Here is a 21,474-nt window from a genome sequence, read left to right as displayed (position 1 = left end):
ACAGGAAACTTTCCTATTAGATTTGCGTCGAGCCGTCGCGGGGCGATCCACGGCGGCGTCGGACAACGTGGTGTCTGCGCGTCTTCGGCATCGGATGCCGACCGGCCCTCAGGCGAGGAGGAGTGAATGAAGCGCAGCACGGAGCTGCTCCGTCTGGCGGACACCGTTGTCCTTCCGGGCTTCGAGGGCAGAATCCCGCCCGACTGGGTCCTGCGGAGGTTGGGCCGGGGGCTGACCGGGGTGGTGCTCTTCTCCAGGAACATCGGAGCCCCTGCCCAGCTCGCCGAGCTGACCGCCGCGCTCCGGGCGGAGAACCTGCAGGTCCTCGTCGGCATCGACGAGGAGTCGGGTGACGTCACCCGCCTTGAGGCGGCGGCCGGCAGCACCCGGCCGGGCAACTATGCCCTCGGCGTGGTCGACGACGTCGGACTCACCGAGGAGATCGCCGCCGGCCTCGGCCGTGACCTGGCGCTGGCGGGCGTCAACCTCAACTTCGCCCCCTCCGCCGACGTCAACTCCAACCCCCGCAACCCGGTGATCGGGTTGCGGGCCTTCGGCGCCGACCCCGGCCTCGTCGCCCGGCACACCGCGGCCTGGGTCCGCGGCATGCAGTCCGCGGGCGTGGCCGCCTGCGCCAAGCACTTCCCCGGCCACGGCGACACCTCGGTCGATTCCCATCACAGCGTCCCGCTGGTGGCCGCGACCATCGAGGAGCTGCACGAGGTGGCGCTGCGGCCCTTCCGCGCGGCCGTCGCCGAAGGGGTGCGCTCGGTCATGACCGGCCACCTGCTCGTCCGGGCCCTGGACCCGGTGCTGCCCGCCACGCTCAGCGGCCGGGTCCTGCACGACCTGCTCCGCGCCGAACTGGGCTTCGAGGGTGTCATCGTCACCGACGGCATCGAGATGGCGGCCGTCTCCGGCAGGTACGGGATCGGCGGCGCCTCGGCGCTGGCCGTCGCCGCAGGCGCGGACGCCGTCTGTGTGGGCGGTGAGCACGCCGACGAGGAGACCGCGGACGCGGTCCGCGACGCCATCGTGGACGCCGTCGTCGAGGGCCGGCTTCCCGAGGAGCGGCTGGCCGACGCCGCCCGGCGGGTCTGCGACCTCGCGCTCTGGGGCGCCTCCGCCCGCCGGTCGGCCGCCGGGCACGTCACGGCCGCCCCCGGCGGTCCCGGTGAGCCGTCGATCGGCTTGGTCGCCGCCCGGCGGGCCCTGCGGGTCACCCGCCGCTCCGCCGTCGCGGCGTTCCCGCTGCCCGCCCCGCCCCACGTCGTGGAGCTGGCTCCCGAGACGAACCTCGCCATCGAGAAGGACACGCCCTGGGGCGTCGGCGAGCCGCTCGGCAAACTCCTGCCCGGCACCACGGTCACCCGGCTGGGAGCGCCGGCCGCCACCGGGGCCGCCGCGGAGGCCGCCCTCGCCGCCGCGGCCGGGCGTCCTCTGGTCGTCGTCGTCCGCGACGCCCACCGCCACGCCTGGCAGATCGACACGCTCACCCATCTCCTGGCCGCCCGGGGCGACGCGATCGTGGTCGAGATGGGACTGCCCGCCCGTTCCGACTTCGGCGCCGTGCACATCGCCACCCACGGCTCGGCCCGGGTCTGCGGTCAGGCCGCCGCGGAGCTCCTCGCCGGGGCCGCCGGTCCCGGGGCCGGGGACGCCGGTCCCGGGGCCGGGGACGCCGGTCCCGGGCCGTCCCGCCGGTCCGCCGAGGTATAGCCCGCGAAGTCCCCGTGACGCCGGGGCCGGGCCGGTCCCGGCCGGGGAGCCGGGAGGCGGCCCCGGCGGCCGGGAAAGGCGGCACGGCACGAGATGTCACCCGGCCTGGCGCGTGCGGCCACTGCGTTCCGGGGAGTGCGCGGCGAGACTGCCGACTATGACCGCACGAAAGTGGATGATCTACGGCTGCAACGGATACACAGGCCGGCTCGTGGTCGAGCAGGCGCGGAGGCTGGGACTGACTCCCGTCCTGGCCGGGCGGCGGCAGGAGGCGGTCCGGTCCCTGGCGGACGAGGCGGGCCTTCCCTGGCGGGCCTTCCCGGTCGATGACGCGGCCGCCGCCGACGCGGCATTGGCCGACATCGACGTGCTGCTGGTCGTGGCCGGGCCGTTCTCGGCGACCTCCGCGCCGTTGCTCGACACCTGCCTGCGCACCGGCACCGCGTACCTGGACCTGAACGGCGACGTGGAGGTGATCGGAGCCACCTTCGCCCGCCGGGACGAGGTCGCGGCGGCCGGCGGGGTGGCGATCCCCGCGGTCGGCTTCGACGTCGTCCCCTCCGACTGCCTGGCCGCCCTGGTGTGCGAACGGCTGCCCGGGGCCGAGCGCCTCGACATCGCCTGGGGCGGTGACTTCCAGCCGAGCCGGGGCACGGCGCGGTCGATGGTGGAGGCGTTCCCACGGGGCGGCCTGGCCCGCCGCGACGGACGGCTGGTCAGCATCCCGGTCGCGGCGCGGGTCCGGGAGATCCCGTTCCCCACCGGCGATCGCCATGCGGTCACCGTGCCCTGGGGCGACCTGGTGACCTCGGCCTTCTCGGTCGGCGTCCCCGATGTGACGACCTACGCGGCCATGCCGCGCTCGGCGATCGGCGGGATGCGGGCGGCCGGGCGGCTGCGTCGCCTGTTCGGCGTCCGTCCGGTGGCCCGGGTGCTGGACGCGATCGTCGCCAAGACGGTGACCGGCCCGTCGGCGGAGCTGATCGGGACCGGCCGCGCGTGGTTCTGGGCACAGGCGGCGCGCGGCGACGAATACGTCACCGGCACCTTCGGCGGTCCGGAGGGCTACCTGCTGACCGCGCGCGCCGCTGTCGCGGCCGTCCAGCGGGTGCTGGCCGGGACGGTGCGGCGCACCGGCGTGCTCACCGTCTCGGAGGCGTTCGGCGCCGAGTTCGCGGCCACGATCGAGGGGTGCGCGGTGCGGGTGCACGCGGGCGAGAGCGCACTGTGGCCGACCGTGCCCGAACCGGCCTCGCCGGCACCGGCCTGACCGTCAGCCGGCGGTCCCTCCGGCCCGCCAGCGGCGGCGGGCCCGGTGGAACGACGACAGATCGGCGTATCCGCAGAGCATGGCCGTCTCCTCCAGCGACCGGCCGGCCCGCGCGCAGCGCGCCGCGACATCCCGGCGGATCATGTCGAGCAGTTCGCCGTAGGTCGTCGAGGCGTCGGCCAGGCGCCTCTGCAGCGTCCGGGGGGACAACCCGAGCCCGCGGGCGGTCTGCGCGACGGTCGGCGGGCCGTCGTGCAGCTCCCGTTCGATGACGGCGCGCACCTGGTCGAGGGTGCCGGGGGAGTGCCCGCCCGTCCCCGCCGTGGACGCCGGGTCCAGATACGGCCGGGCCCGTGGCAGCAGGAGCCCCTCCAGGAACTCCGACAGCGCCCGATCCGGCCGGGGCATCGGCGCGTCGAGCGCGTCCGCGTCGATCGTCCATTCGTTGCGGTCGGCCCAGGTCTCGGGGGCGAACCCCACCCGGGCGGCGAACTGCGCCGGATCGGCGGGACGGTGCCGTAGCCGCATGCCGCGTACCGTCACCGGAGCGCCGGCCATCCGCTCGATCAGGGTGACGGTGTCGGCGACGTACATCTCGGTCACGAGGGCGTGCGCCGGCCGCGGCGGACCCCAGGCGGTCAGAGTGAAGGTGGCCGTCGTGGGACCGCGGTCCATGGTGAAGACGTCACCAGTGGTCATGAACCGGTGAAACCGCATGATCTTGCCGAACGCCTCGCCGACGGTCTCGCTCGCCGCGGCGAGGAATCCGACGGTCTCCAGCTCCGCGGGCTCCACGGCGTCGATGTAGTCGAGGCCGAAATGCGGCGCGCGCAGCGCCTGGGCCGCCGCCTCGACCCCGGCGTAGTACGTCTCGATCGGGATGCGGTCGGTGCGTGCGGCCAGGGTGGCGCGGGTGAACCCGACCGCGCGCTCCACCTGGGCGACCTCGGCCGCGCCGCCCCGGGCGGCGACATACTCCAGCACGCCGAGCAGCCCCTGAGGCCAGCAGGTAGCCGGCTCCGCCGCTTTCCAGCGCACCATCTCTCGCCCTCTCCCGACCGGAACGGCCGCGTCACCTGGCGGCCCGCCGACCAGCCTGCCATCGGAAATCTGGCCCTTTAATATGATCAGCGATTATTGTCATGAAAGGTGGGTGAGCGTCCGCGGAAGCCCATGGGTAAGGTGCCCGATAGCACATCGGTACTTACCTGGGGGATTCTCGTGGCGATCTCTGCCGCATATGTGACGGCCGCCGACCCGAAGGGCTTCGACGACGAGAAGGAACTCGCCGTCGCGGCCTGGGCCGAAGCCGGGATCACCGGGCACATCACGCGCTGGGACGACCCGGCGGTCGACTGGGCGGCCTTCGACGCCGTCGTGGTCCGCACACCGTGGGACTACGTGACGCGGCGGGCGGAGTTCCTGACCTGGGCCCGCGAGGTGGAGGCCGTCACCCGGCTGCTCAACCCGGCCGGCGTGCTGGAGCGCAACACCGACAAGACCTACCTGCGCGATCTGCCGGTGCCGTCCATCCCCACCTTCTGGGTCGCCCCCGGCGAGGCCGCGGACGTCCCGTCCCTCGACGAGTACGTGGTCAAGCCGTCGGTGTCCGCGGGAGCGCGCGACACGATCAGGACCGCCGACCGGGACGAGGCCCTGGCGCACGCGGCGCGACTGGCCGCGGAGGGCCGCACCGCGATGGTCCAGCCCTACCTGGACATGGTCGAGATCGAGGGGGAGACCTCCCTGATCTACTTCGGCGGCCGGTTCAGCCACGCCGTGCGGCGCCACCCGATGCTGGCCGGCGCCGCCGCGGCGCCGGACTGGGAGAACGGCCGGGGCACGCTCCGCACCCCGGACGCCGACCAGGTCGCCCTGGCCGAGCGGGCGCTCGCCGAGTTCCCCGGCGTGCTGTACGCCCGCGTCGACCTGGTCCGCCTCGCCGACGGCAGCCCGGCCCTCATCGAGCTGGAACTGACCGAGCCCTACCTGTTCCTGCGCTACGCGCCCGGCGCGGCGACCGCCCTGGCCCGCGCGCTGGCCGAGGCGCTCTGACCGGTGCTCCGCGAGCGGACCGCCCCAGGAACGGACCGCCCCAGGAACGGACCGCGAGCGGATACCCGCGAGCGCACCGCCCCGCGAGCGGACCACTTCAGGGGCGGATCGCCCGGGGCGGCGCGCACCCGGCGGGGGTGCGCGCCGCGCGGGTCCGGGCTCAGCGGGGCAGCACCACCGCGAGCGGGGAGACCCCGGCGGTGCGGAGCGCACCCGGCAGCTTCGCGGCCCAGGGATGTTCGTGCGGGTCGAGGCCGCCGGGGTTGGCCACGACGAAGCGGACCGCGCCACCGGTGGCGCCCTGCTCGGTCCAGGTGGCGCCGAAGCCGTTCAGCACCGCGGCGGCCCGGTCGCGCTCGACGGCCGCGACCGTGACCCGGATCGGTGCCTCCCGGTCCGGGACGGCCGCCGCCGCGCGGGCCGCCCCGGGAGCCGGGGTGGCGGCCCGCGCACGAGCGGAGGGCAGGTCGGCGGTGATCGCGTTGGCGAGGATCTTCGCGGTGCCGTCGGTGAAGGCCCGGAAGTTCGGCTCGGCGGCGAACAGCACCGTGTGACCGGCGCCCACCGGCTCATCCACCACCGCCGCCGTCCCGCCGAGTTCCTCGGCACCCAGCGCGAACCCGGACAGGAACCAGTCCGGCGAGTCCGCCGCCGGGTAGGCGGCCACCACGTGCGACGGGTCCGCGGCCCGCATCACCAGGTCGTAGGCATAGAACTGCATCACGTCCGGCCCGACGCCCGCACCCAGCGGCCCTTCGTCCACGGTCACGCGGAACAGCGAGCCGGGCACGTCCGAGACCGGTTCGGCGAGTGTCACACCGGAGATCCCGGCGAGCGCGGCCAGCCGGGCGCCGCCCGCCCAGCCGACGTAACGCCCGCCGCCGCCGACCCAGCCGCGCAGCGCGGCGCGGCCCGCCTCGCCGAGGCCGGCGTCCGCCGCCGTGGCCGGACCGTCCGGCACGAGCAGCACGTCCAGCCCGGCCAGCTTCCCCGCGGCGACGTCGGCCGGGGTGAGCACCCGGTAGGGCAGCCTCCAGTCGCGGTCCAGGCGGTGCCGGAGCCAGCCGGTGGACTCGTTGGCGTTCCGCTCCGGGCCCGCCATCTGCAGGACGCCGATCACGCGCGAGGTGGACAGGCGGGCCGAGGGGGCGTCCACCGGTTTGACCGGGGTCGCGGCGGGCAGCAGCACCCGGCCGGAGGAGCCGCCGGAGACGTTGCCCAGCAACGGCAGGCTCCAGGCGGTCACGTCGTAGAAGTAGGGGAACGGCGTGTAGGTGTCCTCGTTCAGCATGGCCTGCACCCAGTGCTTCTGCCCCTGGGCCAGCGGGATCCAGTAGGTGCCCCTGGGCAGGGTGGTCTTCGCCTCCGGCCTGCCGTACGGCTTGAAGTCCCGCACCGTCAGCGGTTTCGTCAGCGTGAAGACCTGGACGTCCATGCGTTGCAGGCGTCGCACCACCAGGTCGGTCTCGGCCTTCTTGGCCGGGTCGTCGGCCCGCAGGAAATAGTGGCGCACCGGGCGGCCGGGCACCTGGGTGATGACCTCGTTGCCCGGGTTGTAGACCTTGTTCGGCTCCAGGCGGCCCTCGATGCCCTGTCTGAACGCTTCGGCGTACATGCCGTGCCAGGTGGTGAGGATCTCGGTCTTCCTGGCGGCGGCGGCCGAGAGCGAGACCCACTGGGTGAGCCACTGCTCGAAGGTCCGGGCGGCGATCGGCGAGGCGTTGCCCTTCTCGAAGGTCATGCCCGCCGCGTTGAAGCCGGCCGTGGGGACCGTGTCGCCGTACCCCATGTAGAACATGTCGTAGACGTCGCGGTTGAAGAACGGGATGCCGCGCCGGGTGAACTCCCCGATCATCGCGGAGCCGTAGGTGTCGTTGATCCAGTCGACCGCCGGTTCGGCGATGTCGTGGTAGATCGGGTCGGCGTTCGGCGGGAAGAAGTACTCGGTGCCGCCCATCTCGTGGGCGTCGATGAAGAGCTGCGGCGGATACCTGCGCATCAGCTCGATCTTGCCGTCGGTCTCCGGCTGGGTGCGGGCGAACCAGTCGCGGTTCATGTCGAAGGCGTAGGCGTTGCGCCGGGTGTCGGCCTCGCGGCCGTCGGGGTTCTGCGTCGGCAGGATCACCACCACGGCGTTGCCGAGGATCCGGCCGGCGGCGCAGTCGTCACGCCCGGCCAGCTCGTAGAGGGTCTTCAGCGCCGCGTCGGTGCCGCTCTCCTCACCGCCGTGGACGTTCCCGGCGACCCAGAGGATCGCGGGCGTCGTCCTGGCCAGGGCTCTGGCGGCGGGGGCCGGGGTGAGCGGGTTGCGCAGCAGCTTGATCGAGGTCTCGATCGCGCGCAGGTTGCGGATGTTGCGCGGGGTGCCGACGATCGCGTACTTCAGCGGCCGTCCCTCGGCGCTCGTGGCCAGGGTGCCGGAGACGACCCGGTCGCTGGCCCGGTCGATCGCGGTCAGCAGGGTGTCGGACTCGGCGGCGGTCACCTCGCGCTCGCCGAGGTCGAAGCCGAGAACGCTCTTGGGGGTGGGCACCCCGCCGTGGTGGGCGGGGGGAGTCCCGGTGGGGTCACAGGCGCCTGCGGGGGGTGCGACCGGGGTGGGAACCGCGTGCGCGACCCCGGCGGGAAGGGCGACGGCGACGGCCAGGACGGCCGGCGCCACGACCCTGAAACGCTTCAGCATGAGGTAAAGCTGTCATCTGCCGCAAATGACATCAAGATTTAATTTTCCCCTTCCTTTACGGAAGGGGACTCCCGGCTACGGAAGGGGACTCCCGGCGCGGCGGAGACGGCTCAGCGCGGAGACGGCTCAGCTCTGGGCGGTGATGCCGCCGTCCACCGGGATGACCGTCCCGGTCAGGTAGGCGCCGGCCCGTGACGCCAGGAAGATGGCGGTCCCCGCCATGTCCTCGGGGCTGCCGATCCTGCCCAGCGGCACGTGGGAGGCGACCACCGCGCGCGCCGACGGGTCGTCGAGGGCGAAGGCCATCATCTTCGACGGGAACGGCCCCGGCGCGATGGCGTTGACCGTGATCGACTCCTTGGCGAGCCGCTGGGCCAGGTGACGGGTGAGCATGTGCACGGCCGCCTTGGCCGCCGAGTAGGCGTAGTTCTCCATCGCCGGCACCCGGATGCCGTCCACGGACCCGATGTTGATCACCCTGGCCGGAGACTCGGGGCTCGCGGCGGCGCGGAGCAGGGGCAGGAAACGCTGGGTCAGGTAGAAGACGCCCTTGACGTTGATCCCCCAGAGCTTGTCGAAGGCGTGCTCGGGGAACTCCTCAAGCGGTGCCCCCCAGGTTGCCCCGGCGTTGTTGACCAGCACGTCCAGCCGGGACTCGCGCGCGGAGACCGCCTCGACCAGCGCGGACACGCCCTCGCCGGTGGACAGGTCGGCCGGTACGGCGGTGCATCCGAGCTCGGCGGCGGTCTTGGCGACCTCGTCCGCCTTGCGAGAGGAGATGTACACCGTGGCGCCCGCGTCGACGAACCCGGCCGCGATCATCCGGCCGATCCCCCGGGAGCCGCCCGTGACGACGACGGTCTTGCCTTCCACCGAGAACAGAGTCATGTTCTGTAGCATGCCGCACCCTGACGGTCCTCGTCCATACCGACTGGTCGGTCCCGCCCCGTGCGTCCCACGGCCCGGGCGGTGAGAGAGGGGAGGCGGGCCGGAGGTCGCGAGCCGGAGGCGCTCCTCACCGTGTCACGGTCTCCCCCGGGGTGGATGTGATCAGAGGGGCAGGCGGCCGTTGCGGAACAGGTCGACGAAGAGGCCGTGGTCGGCACGGGCCCGGGCGCCGTAGGCGTGGGCGAAGTCGACGAGCGTCCGGACGAAACCGTCGGCGTCACCGTCGATCACCGCCACGATCGCGTCCTCGGTGGAGAAGTCGACCAGGTCATGGCTCGATTCGTCGTCGGCCACCGAGTGCATGCGGGCCACGGCGCGGCCCAGGTCGCGGATGACCGAGGCCAGCTCGTCCGGCTCGTTGACGTCGCCCCAGTCGAGGTCCGCGGAGTAGGGGGAGACCTCGGCGACCAGCTGCCCCACGCCGTTGAGCGTCGTGTAACCGAGCCAGGGGTCGGCGTACGCCTGCAGTGCCCGCTGCGACTCCGCGGTGCGGTGCCCCTGGTGCTTGAAGTAGGCGCGCACCTTGTCGTCGGTGATGTACCGCGCCACCGCGGGCACCTGGGCCTGCTTCATGTAGAGGATGACGTCGTTCTCCAGGGCCTGCGTGTGGCCCTCCAGCAGCATGTTGTACGACGGCAGCCCGGCCGAGCCGATGCCGACGCCGGTACGGAGCGCGAAGTCCTTGATGCGGTGCTCGACCGGCGAGACCGCGGGCAGGGTCGTCAGGTAGTCGGCGAACGCGGCCTCGACGGCCTTGCGGGTCTCCTCGTCGATGGGGTAGCGGCCCTCCATCAGGGCGAAGCGGCGGTCGAAGTTCTCCACCGTGGTCTCCACGTCCAGCAGCGCGACCCGCGTGTTCAACCGGGCCAGCTGGAGCACCCGGTGGAGCACCCCGGTCGTCGTCTCCAGGGTCAGCGAGCCGATCGCGTCGTCCCCGCCGTGGGAGATGCCGGTCAGTTCGGCGAGGTAGCAGCGGGCGAACTCGGTCACCAGGCCGGTGATGACCTCGTCCGACAGCGCCTTGGCGTACCCGATGAGCGCGACGCTGGCCGCGAACCGCTTGAGATCCCAGATGTAGGGGCCGACGTACGCCTCGTCGAAGTCGTTGACGTTGAACACCAGGACACCCGAGGCGTTCATGTAGGTGCCGAAGTTCTCGGCGTGCAGGTCACCGTGTATCCACACCCGACTGGTCCGGTCGTCCAGGAAGGCGTCGTCGGCGAACGCGCCGGTCATGTCGGAGTAGAACAGGCAGGCGCTGCCGCGGTAGAAGGCGAAGGGGGAGGCGGCCATCTTCCGGAACTTGCGCCGGAAGGCGGCGGGGTCGCGCCGCATGGAGTCGCCGAACTCGGTGATCAGGATGTCGAGAATGTGCGCTGAGCGCCCATCGATGGTCATGGTGCGCACGTTAGGGGGTAATACCGGAACGGCACCAGTTGACGGGGGTTACGGATCGCGGACACGTGGAGACCGGCCGGCCGGGCGTCGATCAGGGCGGGCGTCACGGAGTCGAACAGGGCGGGCGGCCCACGGGTGAGATCCGGCACCCGGGGACGTCCGCCCTGATCGTCACTTCGCCGACGCGGTCGTCAGGGCTTGGAGATCGCGGCCCAGTCCTCGCACGGCAGGTAACCCACCGGCGGAAGCTTCTTGGTGACGTCGCACAGGGTGGAGTAGATCCTGCCCCCCGCCACCCGTGCGGTGATCCTCACCACGGCCTTCTTGTCGTTGAGAAGCTTCTCGACCTCCTGGGCGATGGTGATGTTGGTGACGTAACCCCCCTCGCTGTTCTTGATCCTCCGGAGGTTGTGCCATCCCGAGTTCTCGGTCGTGCGCGGGTCCCTGATCCAGGGGACGCCGTCCTTGGCCGACACCTGGAAGACATGGAACGCGGGCGGGTAGACGGAGGTCAGCACGGGGGTCGAGTCGAGCCACGTGTGCGGGTTCTCGTAGTGGTTCTCCGGGTCGTCCACGGTCACCCGGTGGCCGACGGCGGCGTTCGCGGCGGTCGAGCCCACCAGTGCCACGGGTCCGCAGGCCGCCACCGTCGCCGCGACGGCCCAGGTAAGCAGACGGCGGGCGGTACGGCCGGACGTCGCGCTGCTCTTACGAGAAATCAATTGATTTCCCTCCAAGATGAGGAATTGAACTTTCCGGTCACCGCATTGCGAGCGATGCGATTCAGAGATGCCCGCACCGTGAAACCGGGACACCTGGGCGAATATTCGATGATGGCAAACAGATGTCACATCAACCTAAAAGCCGCCCGTTTAATTATAATCTTTCCTCACCTTGTATTATTCGGGCTGCTTTAGAGTAATTCAAGGCGATATTCGGGCAGGTGGGATGGGTTCTCCGGCCGGGCGGGAAGCGGGATGCGGAGGTGTGGCGCTTCCCTGCCCGGGTGTTCGAAAGGGAGATCTCGCCATGTGCTCGGCGTTGAAATTCCGGGTGGGAATCCGTGCCCGTCACGGGACGGGCGGTTTGGTGGGGGAATCCTTTCCGGCCGCCTCGGCTCCACGCCCCGGCCGACCGGTTTCCAGGTCAGAGCCCGTAGTCCTTCAGGGTGATGGCGTTCGCCGTCTTCCGGATGTTCCTGGCGATCAACCCCTTCCCCGGCATGTACGGCAGCAGCCGATGGCTCCGGTGCACGAACCACGTCATGAACCGGTTGCCGGGCACCATCCACGCACCCACCCCGTCGGCCGACCGCTGGCACCCCCTGGCGTAGCCGCGCATGGCCTCCTCATAGCGCGCGAAACCCACGCGGTGGTCGCCGGCGGCGGCCGCCAGCTCACCGGCCAGCACATAGGCCCCGACCATGGCCAGGCCGGTGCCCATGCCCGACAGCGGCGAGGCGCAGCAGGCGGCGTCGCCGAGCAGCACCGTCCGACCCCTTGACCAGCCGTCCACGTGGACTTGGCCGATCGAGTCGAAGTAGAAGTCCGGCGCCTCCCACATCGCCTCCAGCAGGCGGGAGGTCTCCCAGCCGGCACCGGCGAACGCTTCGGCGAGGATCTTCCTCTGCAGGCCGGTGTCATGGCGGTCGTGGTCCGGCACAGGGGAGGTGAAGTAGAACATCGCCCGGGCCTCGGTGTTCCGCCGGGCGCTGTAGACGGCGACGGCCCTGCCCGGTGTGTTGTGGATGTGCCCGGTGCGGTCGAGGCCGAGAAGGTTGGGGGTGGTGAAGATCGCACAGTGCAGGCCCATCTCCCGCAGGAACCGCCGCTCCGGCCCGAACGCCAGTGCCCGGACGTTGGAGTGCACTCCGTCGGCCCCCACGACCAGGTCGAACCTGCGCGGTGCGCTCCGCTCGAAGGTGACCCGGACGCCGTCCTCCTCCTCGGCGATGGAGGTGATGGAGTCGTCGAAGACGTACTCCACGCGGTCCGCGGTCTTCGCGTGGAGGATCCGGACCAGGTCACCGCGGAGGATCTCAAGGTCGCCGCTGTAGACGTCGGCGGGCATGCTCGCGATCCTCCTGCCCGTGCCGTCGACGTACCACATGACGCCCATGTGCGTCTGCTCACGTCGGACGTCGGCCAGAACCCCCATCCGGTCGAGCACGGTGAGGTGCGCCTCGCCCCGGAAGTCGACGGCGTAGCCGCCGTCGCGGAGCGCGGCTGCCCGTTCCAGCACCGTCGGGGCGAAGCCGTGGCGGTGCAGCCAGTAGGCCAGCGCCGGACCGGCGACCCCCGCCCCGGAGATCAGGATGTTCTTGTTCTTGAGCGGTCGTGTGATGTCCATGCCCGCAAGGCTGTCCGGCGGTTATCACCGGTCGCTCACCGGAACCTCACCGGTCGTCCACCGCGGCGCGGGCGGTCCGGACGCGGCGCGGGCACGAGGGGGCGGGAGCCGGTGACGGCGCCACCGCCCGGCGGGTGCGGCTCAGCCGCGGACGGTCCGGCGGGCGGCCAGCTCACGGCCGGTGACGGAGTTGATCGGCGACATCCGGATGACGGACTCGGGCACACCGGTCAGCCGGAGCGCGTCCTGCCGGGACAGCCGCGCGCCTTCGCGGTGGGCGGCCTCGTACCCGGCGTCGCCCAGAGCCGCCCGCGCGCCGGCCGCCGTCCTGGAGACCGCGGGGTCGTCCTCGACGTGGACTCCGCGCAGGGTGCCGGCCGCGCCGAGCAGCCGGGCCGCCGTCCGGGCGTCACCCTCCCGCAGTGCGATCCCCGCCAGCGCCCCCGCCACCCGGGCGTTTTCGGCGATCAGTCCCATCCGTGCCATGACCTCCGCGGCCCGGTGGTGCAGGGCCCGGGCGCCGGGGAGGTCGCCCGATGCCTCGGTGACCATGCCCAGCCCGCAGAGCGCGCCCGCCCAGTGCTCCGCGCTCCTGATCCAGTGTTTTTCGAGCCGGTCGAGTGCCTGTTCGTACAGTCGGCGGGCCCCGGCGAGGTCACCCGCCAGCCGTGCGAGATCACCGAGGCCGCGCAGCGCCCCGGCGAGACACGTGGGGGCGCCCGCGCGCCGGGCGATCTTCGCGGCCCTCTCGTAGTCGGCGCGTGCCTCCACGAGACCGGTGCCCGCCGGCCCGCCTCCGGCGAGCGCGGCGCGGACGCGGTGGTCCCCCCGGCCGCAGAGCAGGTCGGAGACGTCCTCGATCGCGCCGAGCCGCTCGGCGAGGGCGATCGCCTCGCCGGTCAGGGCGATCGCCCTGCGATGGTCGCCGCGCAGGTTCGCCAGCCCTGCCAGCGCGTCCAGGGCCAGTGCCGTCCCCCACCGGTCGCCCAGGGACCGGAAGGCGTCGACGGCCGAGGTGAACTCGTGCTCGGCCCACGCGAGGTCTCCGTGGGCGAGCTGCGGATACCCCCACATCAGGTGGACGACGGCCCTCTCCCACGGGTCGGATCCGGCCTGTCCGCGGGCCAGCACCGAGAGCGTGACGTGCGGGTCCTCCGCGCTGGAGTTGATCATCGGCCAGAGGAAAGTGATCATCGGATGACGGTGCGGCCCGCCGGGCCCGGTGATGATCGACTCGGCCGTCGCCCGGTGACGTTCCCAGGCGTCCCGTCCCGCCTCGCCGGCCGCCGTCGCCAGCACGCAGAGCACGTACTCGTCCTGGAGCTCCCGCGGCGGGCCGTCACCGATCGCCTCCAGCAGTCCGGCCGCCTGTGCCGTCACCGAGGTGCGCATGCCGCGCATCCACAGGTACGACGACAGTGAGGCGAGCAGTTCGAGCGCGAGCGCGGTCTCCTCGGCCTCGACGGCCCAGCGCAGGGCGGTGTGGAGGTTGTCGTGCTCCGCGGTGAGGGTCTCCAGCCACTCCAGCTGCCCGGCGCGGCGCAGGAGGGGGTCGGCGGTTTGCGCCAGGCGTAGGAAGTGCCCGGCGTGCGCGTGCCGCATCGCCCGGGTCTCCCCGGCCGCGTCCAGTTGTTCGGCGCAGTAGGCGCGGATCGTGTCGAGCATTCGGTAGCGCCTGCCCGAGACCTCCAGCAGCGACTTGTCGGCGAGCGACTCCAGCAGTTCCTCGGCCTCGGCGACACCGCAGACGCGCCTCGCGGCCTCGGCGGTCGCGCCGCCGGAGAAGACCGCCAGGCGCCTGGCCATCACCTGCTCGGCCCCGGACAGCAGATCCCAGCTCCACGCCACGACCGCGCGCAGCGTCCGGTGCCTGGGATCGGCCGTACGGCTGCCGCGTGACAACAGGCGGAAGCGGTCGTCCAGGCGGGCGGCGAGTTCCGGCGCGTCGTACGTGCGCATCCGCGCCGCGGCCAGTTCGATGGCCAGCGGCAGACCGTCGAGGGCGTGGCAGATCCGCCGCACGGCCTCGGCATCGGTGCCGGGGCCCGTGCCGACGCCCGTGCCCGCACCGGGGTCGTCCATGGTGAAGCCCGCTCGCACGGCCGAGGCCCGGTCGGCGAACAGGCGCGCGGCGTGCGAGGGCGTGAGAGGCCGGACCGGCCACAGGTGCTCCCCGGTGATGCCGAGTGGTTCCCGGCTCGTCACCAGGATGCGCAGCCGCGGGCAGCCGGCGAGCAGTTCCTCCGCCAGGGTCGCCGTGGCATCGACGACATGCTCGCAGTTGTCCAGGACGAGCAGCAGCGGTGGACGCTCGGCCAGTGCGGCGATCAGGCGTGCCACGGACGGCGTCTCGCCCGGTGCGGCGGGCGGCGTGGTGAGCAGCCCTCCCTCTCGGATTCCGAGCGACCCCAGCAGGGTCTGCGGTAGCTGCCGTCCGTCGCGCAACGCCGCCAGCTCGACGAAGCAGACACCGGAGCGGCGAGCCGCGACCTCGATCGCCAGCCGGGTCTTGCCCGCGCCTCCGGGACCGAGCAGGGTGACCAGCCGCGAGGTCCCGAGCAGCTCGGAGACCCGGGCCATGTCCTGCGCGCGGCCTACGAAGCTCGTCAGCTGTGCGGGCGGCCTGGGCGGCTCGAACGGCCGCTCACCCCGGAGCAGGCCCCGGTGTATGGCCGCGAGCTCGGCGGAGGGATCCGTCCCGAGCTCCGCGGCCAGGAGCCGGCGTGTCTCCTCGAACGCGGCCAGTGCCTCAGCCCGCAGGCCGGCCGCCTGCAGAGCGCGCATCAACAGGCCGTGAAGCCTCTCCCGGAGGGGGTGGCGGGCGACCAGCTCCCGCAGCTCGGGGACGACGGCCGGATGTTCGCCCCGCCGGAGGTCGGCTTCGATCCGGTCCTCCACGGCACCGAGCCTTCGCTCCTCCAGCCGGATGATCCGCCCCCGGACGGATCCGGCGTCCGCGGCGTCGGCGAGCGCGGACCCCCGCCACAGGCCGAGGGCCTGGCGCAGGAGCGAGGCCGCCCGCGCGGCGTCCCCGTCCCGCAGGGCCAGCCGCCCCTCGTCCGCCAGTCGTTCGAAACGGTGGGCGTCGACGTCGTCGGGATCGGCCGCGATCCGGTAGCCCGCCGGGACGGCCTCGATCGTGACCTCCGGCCCCAGGGCCCGGCGGAGCCGGGACACCTGCGAACGCAGGGCGTGCGCGGCCCCGTCCGATGACCCCGCACCGTACAGGTCGTCGACCAGGCCGTCGGCCGTCACCGTCTCGCCGGCGCGGGCGAGCAGCAGGGTCAGCAGCGCGCGCCGGGCCGGGCCTCCGAGAGGCACCTCGCTTGCGTCGCCGCGCCATGCCTTCGTGGTGCCCAGAATCCCGAACCGCATGGGGCTGATTGTCCCCGGTATCCCTGCGTCTCCGGTATGTCGGCTGGATTCGTGCTGCCGCGCTCCGGGCACCCCGCTGGACGACGGCCCGGATCCGCGGCCGGAGTGCCGACGGGCTCGTCACGAGGGGCCGGTCGGTGCCCGGGGGTCAGGCCGTGAAGCGGCCGTAGCCGCCCTGGAAGAACACCAGCGGCCCGTCGTCGCCGTGGACGCCCAGGTCGTGCACCCTGGCGACGACGATGACGTGGTCGCCCGCCGGGTGTTCCGCCTCGATGGAGCAGTCGAGCCAGGCGAGGGTGCCGCCGATCACCGGGTTCCCGGCGGGGGAGCCGGTCCAGTCGAGCGTGGCGAACTTGTCACCGCCCCGGCCGGCGAGGGCCGCACAGACCGGCTGCTGGTGCTCTGCGAGCACGTTCACCGTCTGGATCCGGGCGGCGCGCAGCCGCGGCCAGCTCGTGCTGGTGTGGGCCACGCAGAAGGCGATCAGCGGGGGCTCCAGGGAGACCGAGGTGAAGGAGTTGGCCGCCAGGCCGCACGGCTCGCCGCTGCCGGGGTCGATGGCGGTGATGGCCACGACCCCGGTGGCGAAGCGGCCGAGTACGGACCGGAACCAGCGGCTGTCCGTGGCGCCACCATGGGGGGCCGCCCCGCCCGCGGGGAGGCGGCGGTCGTCGGATCCGTTGGGTGAGCCCTGGGACAGGCCGCTGTGCATGGCGACTCCGTTGGCGGTGGTGCCGCGCCGGGCCGGGACGGTGCGCGGGGGGCAGTCGGCCGGTGGCGGGGCCGCGTGGATGCTCATCGTCGTGCTCACTCCTCGATCAGGCCCGCCCGGCCTCTCGGGGGATCCGGCGGCGGACGCCGTCCGGCGTTATATTACCAAGCGCTTGCTTGGATTGCGCGGTTCCCGCCGGATTTCCCGTCCGGCGGCCCCGGTGCTCCGAGGGTGACGCCCGCCCCGCCCGGCCGCCCTCGCCCGGCCGCCCTCACCCGGCCGTCCTCGCCCGACCGTCCGTCCTCGGGGACGTCCGTTGACACCGGCGGGGTCCCGGCCTAGCCTCTGGCCAAGCGCTTGCTTGAGTGCGGGAGGGTGCGGGTGCGCGGGTTCCGGGACCGTACGGCCGTCGCGGGGGTCGGGTACACCCGTTTCTCCAGGAACTCCGGCGTCAGCACCCTCACCCTGGCCTGCGAGGCGGTGCTGGCCGCCCTGGAGGACGCCGGGTTGACGGCCGACGACGTGGACGGCATCGCCACCCACCGGGTCGGCGACTCCGCGGCCCCCTCCCTGGTCGGCCCCGCACTCGGCCTGCGCGAGCCGGCCTGGTACCTCGACCAGTTCGGCGGAGGCAGCGTCTCCCACTCGGTCGTGGGGCAGGCCGCGCTCGCGGTCGCGGCGGGGATGGCCGATACGGTCGTCTGCTACCGGGCGATCAACGCGCGCTCGGAGTTCCGGATGGGCGGGACCGGCCGGGCGGCACCCGCCGGTCCCGAGGCGCAGTACCAGGCGCCGTACGGCTATGTCGCCCCGCCGCAGCAGTACGCGATGCTCGCCCGTGCTCACATGACGAGGTACGGCACCCGCCCCGAGCACTTCGGGCATCTGGCCGTGCTCCAGCGGGCCAACGCGGTCCGCAACCCGCGCGCGCTCATGCGCATCCCGATCACCCTGGACGACTACCTGGCGAGCCGGTGGATCGCCGAGCCGTTCCGGCTCCTCGACTGCTGCCTGGAGACCGACGGAGCGTGCGCGCTCGTCGTCACCACCGCCGAGCGGGCCGCGGACCTGCGCCGGCCGCCGGTGCTGATCTCCGCGGCGGCCTGGGGTGGCGGCGTCTCCTTCCTGTCCGGCGGGCGGGCGGACACCACGGTGAGCGGTGCGGCCGAGCTGGCCCCGCGCCTGTACCGGCAGGCGGGCGTCGGCCCGGCCGGGATCGACGTGGCCGAGATCTACGACTGCTTCACCTACTCGGTGATCGTGCAACTGGAGGACTACGGCTTCTGCGCCAAGGGCGAGGGCGGGCCGTACGCCGCCTCGGGAGCGCTGGAGATCGGGGGCGAGCTGCCGGTGAACACGCACGGCGGGTTCCTCTCCGAGGGATACGTGCACGGCGTCAACCACATCGCCGAGGCGGTCTCCCAGCTGCGCGGCGACGCCGGTGAAAGGCAGGTGGCCGGTGCGGAGGTGGCCCTGTCCACCGCCCAGCCCGGCTACATCCTGCCCGCCACCTCGGCCCTGATCATGCGGAGGGGGTGAGAGGTGCGTCCGCTCACCGACCGGGACTCCGAGCAGTGGTGGGAGCGGACGGCCGCGGGGGAGTTCGTCGTCCAGCGGTGCGACTCCTGCGGCACGCTGCGCTTCCCCGCCCGCGCGTACTGCCACCGCTGCCGGACCCGCGGGTGGCGCTGGTGGCCGGTCGCGCCGGCCGGGCACGTCGAGAGCTGGATCGTCAGCCACCAGCCCTTCCTGCCCGGTGCCACCGAGCCCTACGTGGTCGTCATGGTGCGTCTGACGGACGCTGCGGAGTGCGTCATGTACGGCAACTGGCGCGGCGCGCGGCAGCCGGTCGCCGGCGAGCCCGTCCGCGCGTGCCTCACCACCGTCGGCGAAGGGGTCACGCTGGTCGACTGGGCCCCGGCGGACGACGGCGGCGGCACCGGGTAGGGGAACCCGGCGGGCCCGCGCCGCGGGGCGGTCCTCCGAAGAGGGTGCGGAAAGGGGGGCGGCGGCGCGGGCGGCGTGCGCCGGAGGCGTCCCGGCGAGTCCGTGCGCCGCCGGGTGCGCCTTCCGGGCGGAAGGTGCGTCCTGGCGGGCGTGGGGGACCCGCCAGGACGCGTTCCGCCCCGGCGTGGCTGCGGCGAGGACCCCGGCGAGGGATGGGGTCCTGCGCCGCTAGCCGCGCGCGGAGTCTGTGACGGCGGAGGCGTGGATCCGGGGATCCGCCGCCTGCGCCGGGTCGTGGCCCGGAGCGGGCCGCCGATGTTCTGCGATGAGGCGGGCGGCCCCCGCCGGGTCGTCGGCCGGGTGAGAGGACTCATGACCGCCCTCGTTCCAGACAAACAACCCGTTTCTACACCAAACGGTTAGGTCTGTCAGCACCGAGAGCACGGATATGCCGTTCCCGTTGCTCTGGTAGGTGTGGGTGAACCCGTGGCGGTGCAACGCGTAGCGCAGTGAACGCGTCGCCTCGCGGGGATCATGCCAGGGCGTGTACGGCGTACCCGGATGGAGCGAAAACACTGGTCCTCACCCCTCACCCGACTTTTCGCTGGATTTGTACCAACGATTGGATGATGCGGGTCTTGGGAGGTTGGGTCAAGGGGCTGTTCCCCACTAGAACCAGATCGTCTAGTTTGTTGGCACAAAGGGGACTAAATGGCGCGGTCAACGCTGTATCAACTGGTGGCCTCCGACCTCAGGAGAACCATCTACTCCGGTGCGCTCGCACCGGGCGATCAGCTGCCGACCGAGGCGGAGCTCATGCACGCCCACCAGGTGAGCCGCAACACCGTACGCCTCGCCCTCGGCGAGCTGGTGAACGAGGGTCTGGTGACCCGCACCCCCCGCCGGGGCACGGTGGTGCGGGAACGCCGCCCGCTGCTCATGCACCCCCAGCGTGAGCTCCGCCCCCAGCCCCAGGAGGAGACCCGCGAGGCGTTCGCCTGGGCGGTCTCCCAGGAGGGGCGAGTGCCCAGCCAGGAGATCGAGGTGTCGATCGTACGGCCGGCCGAGGAGATCGCCAGCAGGCTCGAACTGGCCGACGACGAGCTCGCCGTCGTCCGCCGCCGCCTGCGCTTCGTGGACGGCCAGCCGTACAACACCAACGACTCCTACTTCCCGCTGGCCCTGGTGGGCGACTCCGAGATCGCCCGCCCCGGGGACATCGAACGCGGTGCCAACAAGGTCCTGGAGGAGTTGGGCCACCGTCAGGTGCGCGTGGTCGACGACATCTGGGCCCGGATGCCGAACAGCGCCGAGACCGAACGACTCCAGCTCCAGCTCGGCACCCCGGTCATCGTCTACCTCCGGGTCGGCTACGACGAGGACCACACCCCCGTGCGGGTCGCGGTGTCGGTCCTGCCCGCGGACAAACACCTGATCAGATACGAGCTGGAAAGCCGTTGACGTCTCCGTGACCGCCCTGACGGGCCGGCTTCAGGCGCGTCCGCGTCGCGGACGACCACCGGGCCGTGCCCGCCGGGCGGTTGACCGCGTCCCCGTGCGCCGGCTCACCCCCCCTTTCCCCACCCCGAGCCCCTAGGCATCCGCCTAGCCCGGCACGGACACCGCGCGTCACCGTGCGGGCACTCTCCGTGTCGAATCGTGTACCGAGTGCAACGAAGGGATGAATCATGCACTCCACCACCAGTCCCACCGTCACGGGCCGTCTCACTCTGCGCGAGGCCACCGGCGCCGACCTCGACGGGGTGCTCGCGCTCCTCGCCGAGGCCGCCGCCTGGCTGAACCGCCGCGGCGTGCGCCAGTGGCCCGCCGCCGGCTTCCCCGCCGGACGCGTCGCCCCGCTGATCGAGGAAGGAGTCCTGTACCTGCTGGAGACCGGGCACGGCGGGGACGGCCCGGTCGCCACCATCGCCCTGGACGGTCACGCCGACCCCGAGTTCTGGGCCGCAGGCGACGACCCGGGCTCGGCGCTGTACGTCCACAAGCTGGCCGTCGCGCGCGCGCACGCCGGCCGGGGCCTGGGCGAGGCGCTGCTCGACTGGGCGGGCCTGCGGGTCCTCGCCCGGGGCAGGAGGTGGCTCCGGCTCGACTGCGCCAAGGACAACCCGGGGCTGCAGGACTACTACCGCGACCGGCGGTTCGCCCACGTCCGCACGGTCGACCTGCCGCACCGCGCCTCGGGTGCCCTCTTTCAGCGTCCGGGGGGCACGCGGTGCCGCCTGTCCGGCGCCCCGCTGCCCTTCGCGGACCACCGCGGGGTGCCGGTCCCCGGGCATGTCTGAACCACGGCGATCCCAGGACAAAGTCATCGGATAGCCTCACTTCATGACCGGATCCTTGCTTGAGGTGATCGCGCTCGACGTGCGTGACGCCGTCGCGGCCGAAGAGGGCGGCGCCGACCGCCTGGAGATCGTCGTGGACATGGCGTCCGACGGGCTCACCCCGGCGGTGGAGACGGTCGCGGTGATATCCGAGAAATGCACGCTGCCGCAGATGGTGATGCTGCGCGGCGACGCCTCGTTCCTGGCCACGCCCGCCTCCTTGGAGGCCCTGGCACGTGAGGCCAAGCTCCTCGCGGAGGCGGGCGCGGCCGGGTTCGTGTTCGGCTTCCTCGACCGCGAGGGAGCCGTCGACCTGGCCGCCACCGAGGTGCTCATCCACGCGGTCGCACCGCTGCCCTGGACCTTCCACCGGGCGGTCGACCACGCGGCCGACGTCCAGGCGGGCTGGCGCGCGGTCCGCCTGCTGCCCAACCTCGCCACCGTGCTCACCGCCGGAGCGCCCGGCGGGGTGCCGGACGGCCTGAAGGTGCTCAAGACCCGCTGTGAGGCCGGCGACGGCCCGCTCATCCTGGCGGGTGGCGGGCTGCGTCCCGGTCATGTCCCGCTGCTGCTGGAGTACGGTGTGCGCGCCTTCCACGTCGGCAGCGCGGTGCGGTCCTCCTGGTCCGACCCGGTGGACGTCCGCCGGGTGCGCGTATGGCGCAGCCTGATCGACTGA

General features: G+C 72.7%; 16 protein-coding genes. 8 read left to right on the top strand and 8 right to left on the bottom strand.

Annotated features, from left to right (window positions below; all coding sequences use genetic code 11):
- Positions 1-126 precede the first annotated feature (126 nt).
- Positions 127-1,719: a glycoside hydrolase family 3 protein gene (locus tag F4562_RS09480; RefSeq protein ID WP_184542687.1), complete on the top strand. Its 1,593-nt coding sequence runs from the start codon at positions 127-129 to the stop codon at positions 1,717-1,719.
- A 157-nt stretch (positions 1,720-1,876) separates the two neighbouring features.
- Positions 1,877-2,989, top strand: a complete 1,113-nt coding sequence (locus tag F4562_RS09475; RefSeq protein ID WP_184542685.1) for a saccharopine dehydrogenase family protein — start codon at positions 1,877-1,879, stop codon at positions 2,987-2,989.
- Between the two features lie 3 nt (positions 2,990-2,992).
- Here the strand turns inward: F4562_RS09475 and F4562_RS09470 are convergent, their stop codons facing one another.
- Positions 2,993-4,030, bottom strand: coding sequence for an AraC family transcriptional regulator (locus F4562_RS09470; protein ID WP_184542683.1), 1,038 nt, complete (start codon positions 4,028-4,030; stop codon positions 2,993-2,995).
- 180 nt (positions 4,031-4,210) lie between these two features.
- On the opposite strand from F4562_RS09470, the gene F4562_RS09465 reads away from it, so the two are divergent.
- Entirely contained in the window at positions 4,211-5,044 is an 834-nt protein-coding gene (locus tag F4562_RS09465; RefSeq protein ID WP_184542681.1) for an ATP-grasp domain-containing protein, read from the top strand.
- A 160-nt stretch (positions 5,045-5,204) separates the two neighbouring features.
- On the opposite strand, the gene F4562_RS09460 is transcribed toward F4562_RS09465, so the two are convergent.
- The 7 genes from F4562_RS09460 to F4562_RS09430 form a co-directional block, all read right to left on the bottom strand.
- Positions 5,205-7,727: a M14 family zinc carboxypeptidase gene (locus F4562_RS09460; RefSeq protein WP_184542679.1), complete on the bottom strand. Its 2,523-nt coding sequence runs from the start codon at positions 7,725-7,727 to the stop codon at positions 5,205-5,207.
- 126 nt (positions 7,728-7,853) lie between these two features.
- Positions 7,854-8,615: an SDR family oxidoreductase gene (locus tag F4562_RS09455; RefSeq protein ID WP_246473395.1), complete on the bottom strand. Its 762-nt coding sequence runs from the start codon at positions 8,613-8,615 to the stop codon at positions 7,854-7,856.
- A 162-nt stretch (positions 8,616-8,777) separates the two neighbouring features.
- Positions 8,778-10,073, bottom strand: a complete 1,296-nt coding sequence (locus tag F4562_RS09450; RefSeq protein WP_184542675.1) for a DUF2252 domain-containing protein — start codon at positions 10,071-10,073, stop codon at positions 8,778-8,780.
- A 191-nt stretch (positions 10,074-10,264) separates the two neighbouring features.
- Positions 10,265-10,795 carry a hypothetical protein gene (locus F4562_RS09445; RefSeq protein ID WP_184542673.1) on the bottom strand — a complete coding sequence of 177 codons (531 nt, stop codon included), beginning with the start codon at positions 10,793-10,795 and terminating at the stop codon, positions 10,265-10,267.
- A 424-nt stretch (positions 10,796-11,219) separates the two neighbouring features.
- The gene (locus F4562_RS09440; protein ID WP_184542671.1) at positions 11,220-12,422 is read right to left on the bottom strand and encodes an FAD-dependent monooxygenase; all 1,203 of its coding nucleotides are present in this window, start codon (positions 12,420-12,422) and stop codon (positions 11,220-11,222) included.
- A 141-nt stretch (positions 12,423-12,563) separates the two neighbouring features.
- The gene (locus tag F4562_RS09435; protein WP_184542669.1) at positions 12,564-15,797 is read right to left on the bottom strand and encodes an AfsR/SARP family transcriptional regulator; all 3,234 of its coding nucleotides are present in this window, start codon (positions 15,795-15,797) and stop codon (positions 12,564-12,566) included.
- Positions 15,798-15,945: 148 nt separating this feature from the next.
- Entirely contained in the window at positions 15,946-16,596 is a 651-nt protein-coding gene (locus F4562_RS09430) for a flavin reductase family protein (protein WP_246473394.1), read from the bottom strand.
- A 294-nt stretch (positions 16,597-16,890) separates the two neighbouring features.
- On the opposite strand from F4562_RS09430, the gene F4562_RS09425 reads away from it, so the two are divergent.
- The 5 genes from F4562_RS09425 (at position 16,891) to F4562_RS09405 (ending at position 21,474) form a co-directional block, all read left to right on the top strand.
- Positions 16,891-18,048 (top strand): thiolase C-terminal domain-containing protein, encoded by a 1,158-nt coding sequence (locus F4562_RS09425; RefSeq protein ID WP_184542667.1) that lies wholly within the window; start codon positions 16,891-16,893, stop codon positions 18,046-18,048.
- A 3-nt stretch (positions 18,049-18,051) separates the two neighbouring features.
- Positions 18,052-18,456 (top strand): Zn-ribbon domain-containing OB-fold protein, encoded by a 405-nt coding sequence (locus tag F4562_RS35740; RefSeq protein ID WP_184542665.1) that lies wholly within the window; start codon positions 18,052-18,054, stop codon positions 18,454-18,456.
- A gap of 711 nt (positions 18,457-19,167) precedes the next feature.
- A complete protein-coding gene (locus F4562_RS09415; protein ID WP_184542663.1) occupies positions 19,168-19,917 on the top strand; it encodes a GntR family transcriptional regulator in 750 nt (249 codons plus the stop codon).
- Positions 19,918-20,144: 227 nt separating this feature from the next.
- Entirely contained in the window at positions 20,145-20,756 is a 612-nt protein-coding gene (locus tag F4562_RS09410; protein ID WP_184542661.1) for a GNAT family N-acetyltransferase, read from the top strand.
- A gap of 43 nt (positions 20,757-20,799) precedes the next feature.
- Positions 20,800-21,474, top strand: a complete 675-nt coding sequence (locus F4562_RS09405) for a copper homeostasis protein CutC (RefSeq protein ID WP_184542659.1) — start codon at positions 20,800-20,802, stop codon at positions 21,472-21,474.

It is taken from the genome of Streptosporangium becharense (genome assembly GCF_014204985.1).
Classification (GTDB): domain Bacteria; phylum Actinomycetota; class Actinomycetes; order Streptosporangiales; family Streptosporangiaceae; genus Streptosporangium; species Streptosporangium becharense.
Note: the sequence above shows the minus strand (reverse complement) of the source record. Positions and strands in the feature narration are given on the sequence as shown.